13 protein-coding genes are annotated in these 13180 nt (G+C 41.0%); all 13 read right to left on the reverse strand.

The window, feature by feature from the left end; all coding sequences use genetic code 11:
* Nucleotides 1–70: 70 nt before the first annotated feature.
* The 13 genes from R8N47_RS19290 to R8N47_RS19350 all read right to left on the reverse strand — a co-directional run bounded on the left by R8N47_RS19290 (nt 71) and on the right by R8N47_RS19350 (nt 12691).
* Nucleotides 71–1591, reverse strand: coding sequence for an LPD25 domain-containing protein (locus R8N47_RS19290; RefSeq protein ID WP_138058894.1), 1521 nt, complete (start codon nt 1589–1591; stop codon nt 71–73).
* 513 nt (nt 1592–2104) lie between these two features.
* Nucleotides 2105–2233 carry a hypothetical protein gene (locus R8N47_RS19295; protein ID WP_257390153.1) on the reverse strand — a complete coding sequence of 43 codons (129 nt, stop codon included), beginning with the start codon at nt 2231–2233 and terminating at the stop codon, nt 2105–2107.
* Nucleotides 2234–2283: 50 nt separating this feature from the next.
* Complete coding sequence (locus tag R8N47_RS19300) at nt 2284–2715, reverse strand: hypothetical protein (protein WP_025636572.1); 432 nt, start codon at nt 2713–2715, stop codon at nt 2284–2286.
* Nucleotides 2716–2899: 184 nt separating this feature from the next.
* Nucleotides 2900–3031 (reverse strand): hypothetical protein, encoded by a 132-nt coding sequence (locus tag R8N47_RS19305; RefSeq protein WP_254919935.1) that lies wholly within the window; start codon nt 3029–3031, stop codon nt 2900–2902.
* 88 nt (nt 3032–3119) lie between these two features.
* Nucleotides 3120–4310, reverse strand: a complete 1191-nt coding sequence (locus R8N47_RS19310) for a class I SAM-dependent methyltransferase (protein WP_025636575.1) — start codon at nt 4308–4310, stop codon at nt 3120–3122.
* A 501-nt stretch (nt 4311–4811) separates the two neighbouring features.
* Nucleotides 4812–5246, reverse strand: a complete 435-nt coding sequence (locus R8N47_RS19315; RefSeq protein ID WP_025636763.1) for a hypothetical protein — start codon at nt 5244–5246, stop codon at nt 4812–4814.
* Nucleotides 5247–5272: 26 nt separating this feature from the next.
* Complete coding sequence (locus R8N47_RS19320) at nt 5273–5665, reverse strand: hypothetical protein (RefSeq protein ID WP_025636765.1); 393 nt, start codon at nt 5663–5665, stop codon at nt 5273–5275.
* A gap of 465 nt (nt 5666–6130) precedes the next feature.
* Entirely contained in the window at nt 6131–6424 is a 294-nt protein-coding gene (locus R8N47_RS19325) for a hypothetical protein (protein ID WP_025636768.1), read from the reverse strand.
* Nucleotides 6424–7068 (reverse strand): hypothetical protein, encoded by a 645-nt coding sequence (locus R8N47_RS19330; RefSeq protein ID WP_025636769.1) that lies wholly within the window; start codon nt 7066–7068, stop codon nt 6424–6426. The genes R8N47_RS19325 and R8N47_RS19330 overlap by 1 nt, the downstream gene beginning before the upstream one ends.
* 441 nt (nt 7069–7509) lie before the next feature.
* Nucleotides 7510–8205 (reverse strand): hypothetical protein, encoded by a 696-nt coding sequence (locus tag R8N47_RS19335; protein WP_025636716.1) that lies wholly within the window; start codon nt 8203–8205, stop codon nt 7510–7512.
* Nucleotides 8206–8276: 71 nt separating this feature from the next.
* Entirely contained in the window at nt 8277–8762 is a 486-nt protein-coding gene (locus R8N47_RS19340) for a hypothetical protein (RefSeq protein WP_025636715.1), read from the reverse strand.
* Between the two features lie 514 nt (nt 8763–9276).
* Complete coding sequence (locus tag R8N47_RS19345; RefSeq protein WP_025636739.1) at nt 9277–10350, reverse strand: hypothetical protein; 1074 nt, start codon at nt 10348–10350, stop codon at nt 9277–9279.
* 484 nt (nt 10351–10834) lie between these two features.
* On the reverse strand, nt 10835–12691 hold the full coding sequence (locus R8N47_RS19350) for a DNA cytosine methyltransferase (protein WP_025636632.1): 1857 nt from the start codon (nt 12689–12691) through the stop codon (nt 10835–10837).
* Nucleotides 12692–13180: the final 489 nt, after the last annotated feature.

Consider the following 13180-nt stretch of genomic DNA (forward strand, 5'->3'; position numbering starts at 1 on the left):
TACTGCTGACCCACCTAAATTGTAATAATATAATTTCCACATAAAAAACAACCCAAAACCAATACCAAGTCTAATGTACATTCAAGCTAATGTTTGCTTCAAGTTCGAGTGTGAAAATCGTATCTTCATAGCTATAAACCACAGTGTTATTACTAACGATTGGTTCTGACATTAAGAACAACTCTGACATATCGAGAAATGACTGCTTATCTATCTGTTCCTGTGGAAAGCTACCCACCTGTACTGTGATAACCTTAGTAAATCCAATCCATTTCTTTACATCTTCATGTTGCTTTTTCTTATTGGCAATCATAGATTTGATGTAGCTACTTCCTTGCCCTTCCTTCTCTTTTCCACTTTCGACGCTGACGACTTCGGAATGATTAAGCTTGATAGGCTCCTTGTTAGAGTTGTCTTGCTGACCATTACTAGATGGCTCGTTAAGGCATGAGTAATCAGCCAACATACCAATGCATTTGAAGAAGCCATTTACATCCGAACGGTCAGTAAAATGAAAACCTGGGATAGCGCCATCAGATTTAAACTTTGAGTAATACCCATTGTTCTCCTTAGCCACTGAAAGCAACGACTTAAAAACATCAGGGCTTTGTTTTTCTTCGAAGTTCACCACGAAAACTAAATGGCCTTTTTTTGTGTGATGCATCACCTCAATTGGCTTGGCCTTCCCAACAATAGAGTTCTTAAGGTCTACTTCGGATTGATTACTACTGTTTTCTGTTTTCTTGCCAGTAACCTTCTTTTCTGGAATAGCTATTTCTCCATAAGGAACACTTGATTTTTTATCGTTCGTGTTGAGCACTATCTTTCTAATTTCTATACCGCAACGAATGTAATCTTTATTTGTCAGATAAAAGCCTCGTCCCATAGAATACTTTTCTCTGTGCTCTGTACTAAGCTCTTTGTCGGATAGGGCTGCGGTGTCTTGGTGGTTTAGCGCTGCTTTACGCATCTCAGAAAATAGATCTCGGGTGTGCTTTGACCATGCCAGGATGATGGTTCTATTAGTTTGTGTTTCATAATAATCAGTATAAGGGTCTGATCTATCACTCATAGAGGTAAATTTGGCAACGATAACCGCCTGGGCATCTTCAGGGATAGATAAGTTGTCCTGGAAAGCCTCTACCGCTTTCCGATGTTCCATTATGCGCTTTTGCCTTTCTTCGTATGCTTTCTTTTCTTCCTCTTCCTTGCGCTTAGCTTCTTCGGCAATAATAGAGGAATAAAGTGCCTTGTTCTTGCTGTTGTCGATATCTTCTAAATCGACCTTAGTTAGAAAACCAAACTCAAGCAGCTCTTCTCGTGTCAATCGCTCCTTGAATTCTTCTACATACGATTTCAACTTCCCTAGGCGCTCTTTTATACTTTTGTCGCAACCACGACCCAGGCTTAGGTCAATATTGAAAATCGTGCCAGAATCGAAAGTTACCTTAACATCTGTCTTTTCATACCCTAGTTCGCATTTTGCAGCTACTTCATGAGCAAGTTGTTCAAAATCTTCGATAGAGTAATCTTTCTCTTCAAGCATTTTTGATTCAGAAAATAATACAGTAACTGAAATTGGTTTAATCATCGTTGCCCCCAAGCATCGGAAAAATAGATTAAGAATAAGTTGTTCTCTTAACTTAAAAACATTATAACTCACACCCCCAATAAATACCATATTAACACACTATAAATAGTAAAATATACTTAACTTTATTTATTGACTTTGGCCCGAACAAGGGCGTCACAATAGGGCTCGATAGAGGGTCAGCTTTTTAGGCGAAGCCGTTAAGAAAAGCGATACAAATGCTTTTTGCTCGCCGAAGGCGATTCATATGGCCACCAGCATTCTGCTAGGACGGTGACAACGGGGGTTTGTTGGCATCGTACTAGCGCTGGTGGACAACAGCCTTGAGCGGCAGCACTTGGTGAGGAACGAGCCTTAGGGATGCAGGGGTAAGTCCGGCGGGTGGGCCTCGGTGGCGACTAGGGGGAACCCCTATTAGTGGAGAGAAAATTCATCTCAATATCTTGTTCACAGGACAAAAAAAAACTCAGTGCTTAACACTGAGTTTTTTTGAGGGGTTTTGAAGTATCTCTACTACTTTTGGTTCAGATGATGAACCGTTGGTATTGAGGTATATTTCACGTTCTCATCGATTTGACCCACCGCGCTGACCGAGGGAGAAAGTGCTGCTATTAATAAGAAAGCGATAATATTGTTACTCATAAGATTAGCTCCTAGTTGCCGAACGAAATAAAACTTTATACTGGTAATCCTCAAGAAACTTTAGCTCGAGGTCGAAGGCTTAAAATTCTCGTGTAAATAGCATATTTCTGTTTTGCCAAATCTTTAGTAGTAACATGTGAGCTCTTACCTAACTTAGGTTCTGTTTGACTGTCAGTGCCTAGCATTTCTTTTAACACTTCAAGCTCAGCCTCGAGGGTGTCATTTGATGAAATGTATCCAATATAGTTGAATACATCCTGGGAAGAGAAACTTAAGCCATCAGCTTTCTGGTGCTCATGCCGGGAGATATAGCAGCGCTTACCGTTAATGATATCGATATGATAAGCCTCTACAATGCGGTCACCGTATCCATCATCCCAGCCATTATCTTTGTTACGGCCATATAGCCGTGAATGTCTGTAATGAAACTTGAGAAATTGCTTCATTTCTTCAAAAGAAATGAGAATATTATTGTGTCTCATATTGCCCCCAAGCAATTGAATTTATTAACAAGCCATGTAAAGAGTATAACAAAACACGAATTAAAATACCACATTATAACATCTATGTTGTGGTATTTTTTCTATTACTCTGTTCGTCTTTAGTGAATTCCTGGGGTGACATGGCCCTTAAAAAATCTAAGGCCATGGCATTCTCAATTAACCACTAAATTTCTGTGCTGCCTATCCATTGCTCGCCTAGATAGACATCTGCATAATCGTATTCAAACTTAGAGCAGCACTCCTCTAAATCTTCGTAGGTCCAACCATCAGCTGGAGCTGGTACCAACTCCTTCAAGATAAAATTTTCCCCATAGCAATATAGATTAGATGCCTCTAGTCCAGTAATTAAACAGCTCTCGCCTTCTTTAGGTCTTGCTATACATTTAACACTCATTAGATTTACCTTTTGAAATCACTATTTTTACAGTCTTCACTTGTGTACCAGATTCGGAGAAAGTCCCTTCTTTACAACTAGTGACCGATGCGCCCAGCTCCTTCAGCCATTCTTGGAATTCTCTTTGAATTCTACGGGTCCCGTTAACCGCTCCATCACTTGCTATGGTAACTAAGCGGCCACCGATGTCTAAGTGATTGAACATCTTTCTTATATGCTTAATGTCCTGGTGCTTATTGAATGGGGGGTTAGCCAAAATACGGTCGAACTTATTACCCTCAGGGTACTCCATAAAGTCCATACAGTGAGTTGCGTATCTATGATGCTTAAGCATGTCGAAGTTCTGAGGGTTCAGCTCGATAGCAACACCATTATCACTAATTCGAGCCATACGATTTGCACACCTACCATCGCCGCAACTAGGTTCCATCCATCTATGTTCAGGCCTGAGATCTAAGTCAATCATCATTTCATCTGCTAGAGTGTCCGGAGAGAAAAACATTTGGTATTTTTTCTTATCATTGAGCTCTTCTCCTTCGATAAGTTTCTTTTGTATATCAACTACGTTTCTATACTCGAAATGAAATGCACCTTTTTTGTATTTGCCTCCAGCCTTAAGTAATAAGTTCTTTATCGCTTTGTAGTGCTTCAGCTGCTTTTGAGGTAATACTAGTGTGTTGTCTATTGGTAGAAGCAATGACAGTTCATGTTCAATGGAGTGATCATCAGATTGCTCTTTCTCATTAAGTTTGTTGAAAAAGAAATGGTCATGTGCATGCTTGATTACAGTCAAAGTATCCTCACTGATGAAGTGAATGTCTGGGTGGAAACCAAGAGCGTTCAAAAAATTGGCTTTATCAATGATCTTATTGCCTGTTACCTGGCGAGTATCGCACTCATTTCTCTCCAGCCATTGGTAATAGAAAGTGTCTTCTAAGGGTGCCGACATTTTCATATTGTTGATAATGAACAGACTCTTTAAGCAATTGGGCTTTGTATCGCTGTGAACAACTATTGCTCTTGAGGGACGACTAGCACCAAATTTTTTTTTGTATTCCGCTTTACTAGGGGTGTCTAGAAGTACGGAAGAGCCGCAGTCATAAAGCACCTCAACATTTCCTAATGATTGTGAAAGAATGAATGACAGACCATCTTCGTCTATAAATGTTGTAATTTCCATAATGCCCCCAAGCAATATATCTAATTGATTAACTGGTAATAATTATATCTAACCCCATAGACAAATACCATATTTAAACACTAAATAAAGTAAAATATAATTAACTAATCACATTGACTTTGCCCCGGACAAAGGCGTCACAATAGGGCTCGATAGAGGGTCAGCTTTTTAGGCGAAGCCGTTAAGAAAAGCGATACAAATGCTTTTTGCTTGCCGAAGGCGATTCATATGGCCACCAGCATTCTGCTAGGACGGTGACAACGGGGGTTGGTTGGAATCGTACTAGCGCTGGTGGACAACAGCCTTGAGCGGCAGAACTTGGTGAGGGACGAGCCCTAGTGATGCTGGGGTAAGTCCGGCGGGTGGGCCTCGGTGGCGACTAGGGGAACCCCCTATTAGTGGAGAGCAATTTTAAGTTTCTATTTTAGTTCTATGATTTCATTAACACGAGAGACAAAAAAAACCCCGACAATATTGCCGGGGCTGGTCGCTTGGGGAGCGTTAATCCCTGGTAGGTTCTGAGTCTAATGCTTTAACATAAACAGCATCAGCAACACCGTTTTCACACATTGAAGTAGCTGAAAAATTGTCTTTTGTGGTTTGACTGTAAAGTTCACTGTATTGCGAGTTACTGAGCCAGATCAGGCTGTTATCATCGTCCAAACCTAAAAATCCTTTGGTTGGTGAGTAGATACGATAAAAAGAGCTCAGCTCATAGGTTTTAAATACCCTGCTATCTGGTAATGAGAACCAATAGCAGTCCCAATCTAAGTGAATATAGGCTTGCCTCTCTTGACACGGTTGTGAGAAACCTATCACTTTGAAGCCTTGCAGAACTAAGCCATAACCATTAACGACAATGACCTCCTCTCCAGAAGTAAACCTTGATTCGCACAATGGTATTGAAGTTAAGCTATTTTCAATATATTTCAGCATGGATATTCCTCTCTTACTCCTTGAGATTAAGCTATTAAGCCAGTAAACAAATCTTGCTCTAGCTCTTTGGATGAGAACTGAAATCCTTGACTGATATTGAATTCCCGGTCAGCTACCAAATCGACAAAAAAGTCATGAACATTTTCATTTTTACAACACTCTTTAATGTTCTGGGCTGCAATATAGGCTGCATGCTTAGGATTGATAGCACTGACAACGAAAGCTTTGCTCTCTGAAGAGCCAAATCGAACTGAAGTTAAAAACTCCGTATATTGGTCAAACTCATTGCCCCGCAAAACAACTTTAATTTCACTACCCTTTGAAGTCTCAAGTTTTACATAAGAGAATCCATCTTCCAGCACTTCAAGTAGTGCTCCCTTGCAACCTTTAAATGCACCTTCAGTTACGATAATTTTCATAAAGCCCCCAAGCCCTGAATATCAATCAACGATTAAAGCATTTCTGCCCCAATCCATAATAGCCATTATACCAAATAGACTATTAAATACCACATAACAACACTAAATTTAGTTAAATATATTTAACTTTATTTATTGACTTTTGGCCGGACAAAGGCGACACAATAGGGCTCGATAGAGGGTCAGCTTTTTAGGCGAAGCCGTTAGGAAAAGCGATACAAATGCTTTTTGCTCGCCGAAGGCGATTCATATGGCCACCAGCATTCTGCTAGGACGGTGACAACGGGGGTTTGTTGGCATCGTACTAGCGCTGGTGGACAACAGCCTTGAGCGGCAGCACTTGGTGAGGAACGAGCCTTAGGGATGCAGGGGTAAGTCCGGCGGGTGGGCCTCGGTGGCGACTAGGGGGAACCCCTATTAGTGGAGAGCAATTTAGCCACCGAGACGATGGCTAAATTCTATAGGTTAGGACCACTCAAAGATCGGCAATGATCGCTCTTCTCCTGCATCTGAATCTAACTCTACACACTTAAAACCCAATTGGGCTGCTTTCGAAAGAATAAAATTTAGCTCGTCAGAATATTCTTTACGGATATTTAAATCGTGTTGTGTATGCAATTTAATGAAATAGCCCGTATTTCGTTTTGCTACTAATGAAAATTCTTCCTTAGAGATTTCATCAAGGGCAACTACATCTCCTTCCTTTATATGGCCAGTGCTAAGCTCAACTGTTGTATATTGGTTGTTGATATCAAACATTAGCCTTCCCCTTGGTCTAAATTGATGTTCGAGTGTGAACAAATGACCATCCTAAATGCGCCCTTTGTTTTGAGCTCTATTACGTGGGAAAAGACTTCTTTCGCCTCAAAAAACAACTCATCTTTAAAATATCCTTTTTGATACGTACCTCGGAGTGTACGAAACCCATCAAACTCCGGTACTCCCTTAATTCCTCGGTCCGTATTAGAGCGAGCTGAAACAACGACTATGCCGCCCTCTTGACTACAGAGCTTAGCTAGGTTTTTCCAGACCTGTTTTCTGGGTAAAGGGGGCAATACATTGGTGCAATATCCACAATATACAAATGAGTAATGCGCTTTAAGAATGTCTAGATCAGGACAAAATGTGTAATCGTACTCTGCACACATACCTGATAAATCGTATATAGCTTGAGTGTCCTTACTTTCTTGTTCACGCCCTTTCGCATAGTTCAAAGCTGGGGCTGACACTAAATGAGGGAACTGTGAGAGAAACTGTTTTAATGGGGCACTAACAGATTTACGTGCGATTGAAGTTTTTGAGGAGACCTCGAACTCCTTCTTGATCTCTTCAGGTGTTTGATAAAAGGATTCTGATTCAAATTGTTCTGAAACGGGTACTAACTTTAATGCTAAATTTTCCATACTGCCCCCAAGCAATGTATATCATTGATTAACTGTTAATAATTATATCTAACCTCACACATAAATACCATATTAATACACATATGATTGTTAAATATAATTAACTATATTTGTTGACTTTGGCCCGGACAAAGGGGCCACAATGGGGCTCGACAGAGGGAAAGCTTTTTAGGCGAAGTCGTTAAGAAAAGCGATACAAATGCTTTTAGCTCGCCGAAGGCGAATCATATGGCCACCAGAATTCTGCTAGGACGGTGACAACGGGGGTTGGTTGGCAATGTCCTAGCGCTGGTGGACAACAGCCTTGAGCGGCAATACTTGGCGAGGCACGAGGCCTAGCATTGCAAGGGGTAAGTCCGGCGGGTGGGCCTCGGTGGCGACTAGGGGGGACCCCTGTTAGTGGAGAGCGCTTGACTGGCCATAATGACCAGTCAAATTTTTCTACAGTATATATAAATCGTAGTAGCTAGCTTCTTCAGCTGTAAGCTTATACCCAGGCTCTACAGAGTGGGTAGATACGCGATCTTTACTACATTTAATGGCTTTAAGTGTGTTATTGATCTCACTGCAAGCATCAACAACAAACAGATCTGGGATAAAGCCATTCTTAAAAAAGCTTGATTGTTTATTGCGGATCATCTTTAGGAAGACTGTTTCAATTTTAGGTGGTAGCCCGTAAACAAGTGCATGCCTTACAGTCATTAAATTTATGAACTCATGAAGTATTTCGTGGAATGTAAATCGACCTACTTGGTGTTCTGAGGATTCTGTAAAAGCGGTACACTTGTAAATCAGATTGGTAAGGAGATTACATGTAATGTAATCAACCTCTAAAAGTTGGCCTTTGCATTCAGATTTTTTGATTCCTAAATCTTGTACTTGATTGACCCACTCCAGGTAAGGGAGCACCGTATTTAAATCATCCAGTAAGTACCCAAGTTTGGTTTCGAATTCACGTACCTGTTTGTACCAGCATGCTAGCACCTTGTCGGAATTTCCGTATTTGCTCTGAATAGGTTGGGTTCGGATGCTTCTAAGACGTTTGCCTTGAATAGCATTTACGCACTTGAATGCTAGTGTAAGTGCTTTTTTTACTTGTGCCTTCTTTTCTTCGTTGATCTTTATGATTCTGTCCATACTGCCCCCAAGCAACTTTTTATAAAAAAGAGGGCCATTGAGCCCTCTATACACGTTAGATTTACCGATTACTATTCTTGACGGAACGGATCAATTACAAAGCCAAGCGCGTCTAGGGGTTGGCTATTGTATGCAGTAAGTGCTTCGCGACCTAAATCCAGTTCGTATCCAGAGCCAACAAAGTCATCACCTACAAAGCCACAAATAACATTGTTTGAGATACCTTCGATACCTTCCCAAGCTCTCCCGGTCCAATATTGCGATTCGACAATCCAAACACCTTCACGATGAACGCGCACTCTAAAAGCACTTTCACTTCGCTTAAGTTCTTCTTTACTTATATCGATGTTCACATCAGGATTAAATAGGTCACCAGATAGAGCTTTTAAATCTACATACTGGTCTTCTTGTTTAATGAATCGGATTTTCCCTAATCGAACAGCTAGGGCTACTTTGTCTATTTCGCCGTTTCTCTCCGTGGATGTTTCAGTCTTTTCGGGTGTCAGCTGATTAAGTAATGAAATGACTACTTTCTTATCGAATGATGAAATCTTCATATTGCCCCCAAGCAATTGTTTTAAAATAGATAGTTACATAAGCAACTAAGGAAATTATACTAAAATACGCCCTAAAATACCACATTTAAACATTAAATATAGTTAAGTATATTTAACTATATTGGTTGACTTTACCCCGGACAAAGGCGATACAATGGGGCTCGACAGAGGGACAGCTTTTTAGGCGAAGCCGTTAAGAAAAGCGATACAAATGCTTTTAGCTCGCCGAAGGCGATTCATGTGGCCACCAGCTTTCTGCTAGGACGGTGACAACGGGGTTTTGTTGGCATCGTACTAGCGCTGGTGGACAACAGCCTTGAGCGGCAGAACTTGGTGAGGGACGAGCCCTAGTGATGCTGGGGTAAGTCCGGCGGGTGGGCCTCGGTGGCGACTAGGGGTATCCCCTATTAGTGGAGAGAAATTTTCTTGCAAGGTCTCTATTTCTTTTATTGAATTTATACGGACAAAAAAAAGCCCCTGCTTTGTAAGCAAGGGCTTTTCGCTTGGGGAGCGTTTAATCAAATGTTTGAGGATCTAGCTGTTCAAGAAATGGTACTACGTCTCTCTTAAATACCGCCTCAGCATTCACAGTATGAGCGCGAACCCATGCATTATTTCGGGTTGGTGAGAATTTGAAGCTAAACTTTCTTAGTCTTTGGGTAACCTCTTTCGGTGGCCTACCACCTAACCAAATACCAATGCGCCCATCAATAACCCCGTGCTTAATTCCATTTTCTAATTCACCTTCTAATGAGTTTGAATTTCGACTTTCTTCGACTCGCTCTGCTTCGACTAAACGTTGTTTTAATCGTCGGATATTAGCATTTGAGTTTGCTAAGCTAAATCGTCCCCAAGTGTTTACTATTGGATTTGGCTCCAAAAACGTTTTAAGGAGGTTTTGAGGTATACCACGTTCAAGCATCTTGTTTTCAAGTACAGCAGCACTATTATCTGTAAGCTCTCCATTTTCAGACGCTTTATATGCAGCTGGCACTAAACGATTAGCTATTTTCATGTAGCCATGCATTGTTTCCGCTTCACTAATTTTAATTCTTAATTGCTCAACCGGGTTATCTGATGACATTTTGACAACTGAACCATCCCCATCGGGGAACAGTTTCTTTGCAATGGCTTTTAAGGCTCTCTGAGGATAATCTGCATATTGATTAAGCTTATCCCTACTATTCTTATTGGCCTTTTCTGCTTTCGCCACAGGGAATCTCGCTGGCCCTGTTACATGCCATGAGATACATTTGGACTCTGCACTTATGTACTCATCGAAGTAGCGTTTTAACTTTCTTTGAAATTCTTCAAACTCAATTTCAACAATTTCTTCCACTGAACAATTAAACGCCTTCGATGGTGCGCTTTCCGAAGTGGACTTGATCAGCTCATGAAGTGAAATTTTGAATGTCCGTAATGCGTTGCAGTAGTCAACTACTGCTTGAGCGGCGTGACGCTCAGGAAATTGAGATTGGCCATTAAAAGCTCGCTCAATTGATGAAGGATCAAGCTGGCTCTTATATTCAAGCAGATCCTTGTCTTCTCCAATGTATTCCTCGATTTTTTTATTAACTAAATTTTGCATCTGTAGCCCCCAAGCTATCTATGTTTAACAAATGATTTAACGTATTTATTTGATGTGTTAATTATACTAACAACCCCCAATAAATACCATATTAACACACAAATAAATGTTAAATATAATTAACTATTTAGATTGACTCTGGCCTGGACAAAGGGGCCACAATGGGGCTCGACAGAGGGAAAGCTTTTTAGGCGAAGCCGTTAAGAAAAGCGATACAAATGCTTTTAGCTCGCCGAAGGCGAATCATATTGCCACCAGCATTCTGCTAGGACGGTGACAACGGGGGTTTGTTGGCATCGTACTAGCGCTGGTGGACAACAGCCATGAGCGGCAATACTTGGCGAGGAACGAGACTTAGTAATGCAAGGGGTAAGTCCGGCGGGTGGGCCTCGGTGGCGACTAGGGGGAACCCCTGTTAGTGGAGAGAAATTCATAACCTGCAATAAAAAAGAGCTCTATTGCAGGTCGATATTCTATTTAGATTCTATGCCGCCATTCGCTCGTATTGTGTGTTTAACACATTGTTAAGCCACTTACCAACCCATTCACCAACCCAACAAAAGGCCGAGTAAATCACCGACTGGCCCAAACATTCGTGGGCTAGTCCTACGGTCAGATCGCGAACGAACGATTCTGGTATTTGCTTGCACTTGGCATGTTCAACAGTTGTAAATAACCTAGCTAATTTACCATTGCTATGGATTAGAAATGGATCGGTAGATCGACACTTTTGGTATGATTTGGTTATGCACCCTACCTTTGTAGCAGTAGGCTTAAGCCACTGGAGTCGAAAGCCTTTCTTTTGAGCAATGTCTCTCTTTTCCTTTTCCACTAAATATGTATAGGGCTTATAGCTTTCATGAGTTTCAGGTATATCATCGAGTACATCAGCTAAGCAGCTATATTTATAAGTTGTCCTTACCTTTTGGGGCATAAAGTCCTTTAAACCCTCTTTGAAGGAGCTGCAGTATCCAATACCACAAAGCCTCTTTCTATCTTCAAGTGCACCAAACTGAGAACCTGCTAATGTCATATTTATAAAGTTGTACCCAAACACTTTACTAAACGTATCTACGATAACAGCGTATGAGTTTGATTTAGTAAATGAAGTAACATTCTCAAAAACAGAAATAATTGGATTCGTTATCGACTGCCAATGCAAGAAATCGATAAAACACCCGCCTGTATTTTTGTGTGCTTCTGCAAATTTATTTCCGTTCTTAGATCTGCCGCTTATGGAACTCCCTTCGCAAGGCAGCGATCCTGAATTGACTTCCGTTCTAACGCCACCTCTGGACAAATCAACACTCTCCAATCGCATATTTAATCCGTATTGCTCTTCCGGTGCCTCCACAGCCCACACAGGATTATTTTGCAGACATGCATTGAAGTACCTTTCACTCGATTCGACAATTACCTTTACGAAAGTAGAAAGCTTACTCCGCTTAAGTCCATCGGAAATACTTGAGCACAATACCCCTATACCATTAAATATATCTGAAGTGGATAAAGGTATATTCGCTTTGTACTTTGACATAGCTCTCTGAACACGCTCTTTTTGTTTGAGATTCCTCCAAGTCTTTATCACTCTATCGAGACTTAACTTCTTGATAGGTGAAGCCGGAGTTAGTTCAACAGAAGCAGAACCAAGCTCAGCCCCTGTGATATTTTTAGATAAGTAACCATTCAATTCATCATTTTTTACGTAACCCATATTTTTCATAGTATGTGAAAATGCGGCTTCAAGAGGATCTGTCCACTGTGTATCTATAAAAATTGCAGATGGTTGAAGTGTTTTGATGAAGGCAGTCATTAAGTAAAAGTAACAATTAGCCTCTGGCGCACCTTGTAAGCTAATCACTTCAGCCTTGATGCTACTCTTCTTTAGATCAAACAGCTCTATTGGCGAGTTGTATTCCAACTCGTTAGAAAGGAGTACTAAATTAGAATTAAAGCTGAATACGGCATGGTTTAAAGGCTTAAGATTTCTCGTCATATCCTTAAACCTCAGCTCTCTGTCACGAATCTCTTGGACTGAATGCAATTCGACAATTCGGATTTCACCATCTTTGATGTAGGCTTTTACATGGTCTCCGAAAATATCTAAATCAGCGTGCTTTAAGTCAATGACAGGTCGCTCTTTACCGTTTCGTCTTGAGTTGGTCACTTGTCGAGAGCCGAAACGATCAATAACTATTTTAATTTCTTTCTTTGTACGGTCAGACTTAAGCTGAAACTTAGCCCCTCCTTTAAAACCCGCCATTAGTAAATACTGCCCTTCGAAGAATACTCTTAGTTTATTTCTATGGAGAGAAACTTTCTTCTCTAATACCTTTATCATACTGCCCCCAAGCAATTGATCTCACTTGCCTTAACTATGTCATAATTATATAAAAAACAACAAATAGATACCACATTTAAACACTAACCTTTGTGAAATATAATTAACTTATTATCTGGACTTTGGGCCGGACAAAGGCGACACAATAGGGCTCGATAGAGGGTCAGCTTTTTAGGCGAAGCCGTTAAGAAAAGCGTTACAAATGCTTTTTAGCTCGCCGAAGGCGGATCATATGGCCACCAGCATTCTGCTAGGACGGTGACAATGGGGTTTTGTTGGCATCGTACTAGCGCTGGTGGACAACAGCCCATGAGCGGCAATACTTGGCGAGGAACGAGACTTAGTAATGCAGGGGTAAGTCCGGCGGGTGGGCCTCGGTGGCGACTAGGGGGAACCCTGTTAGTGGAGAGCTTTCAAACCCATTAACTCCATTTGTTTGTGAGGAATAAAGTTTCGTTACTAAGCAATAAGTTTGATACTGAGTATTAA

It is taken from the genome of Vibrio sp. 2132-1, from assembly GCF_033344315.1.

Excerpts from the sequence above, each read along its gene's own strand:
- R8N47_RS19290 (WP_138058894.1), bottom strand. The coding sequence starts at position 1,591 with ATGATTAAACCAATTTCAGTTACTGTATTATTTTCTGAATCAAAAATG.
- R8N47_RS19350 (WP_025636632.1), bottom strand. The coding sequence starts at position 12,691 with ATGATAAAGGTATTAGAGAAGAAAGTTTCTCTCCATAGAAATAAACTA.
- R8N47_RS19335 (WP_025636716.1), bottom strand. The coding sequence starts at position 8,205 with ATGGACAGAATCATAAAGATCAACGAAGAAAAGAAGGCACAAGTAAAA.
- R8N47_RS19310 (WP_025636575.1), bottom strand. The coding sequence starts at position 4,310 with ATGGAAATTACAACATTTATAGACGAAGATGGTCTGTCATTCATTCTT.
- R8N47_RS19320 (WP_025636765.1), bottom strand. The coding sequence starts at position 5,665 with ATGAAAATTATCGTAACTGAAGGTGCATTTAAAGGTTGCAAGGGAGCA.
- R8N47_RS19325 (WP_025636768.1), bottom strand. The coding sequence starts at position 6,424 with ATGTTTGATATCAACAACCAATATACAACAGTTGAGCTTAGCACTGGC.
- R8N47_RS19345 (WP_025636739.1), bottom strand. The coding sequence starts at position 10,350 with ATGCAAAATTTAGTTAATAAAAAAATCGAGGAATACATTGGAGAAGAC.
- R8N47_RS19340 (WP_025636715.1), bottom strand. The coding sequence starts at position 8,762 with ATGAAGATTTCATCATTCGATAAGAAAGTAGTCATTTCATTACTTAAT.
- R8N47_RS19330 (WP_025636769.1), bottom strand. The coding sequence starts at position 7,068 with ATGGAAAATTTAGCATTAAAGTTAGTACCCGTTTCAGAACAATTTGAA.
- R8N47_RS19295 (WP_257390153.1), bottom strand. The coding sequence starts at position 2,233 with ATGAGTAACAATATTATCGCTTTCTTATTAATAGCAGCACTTTCTCCC.
- R8N47_RS19300 (WP_025636572.1), bottom strand. The coding sequence starts at position 2,715 with ATGAGACACAATAATATTCTCATTTCTTTTGAAGAAATGAAGCAATTT.
- R8N47_RS19315 (WP_025636763.1), bottom strand. The coding sequence starts at position 5,246 with ATGCTGAAATATATTGAAAATAGCTTAACTTCAATACCATTGTGCGAA.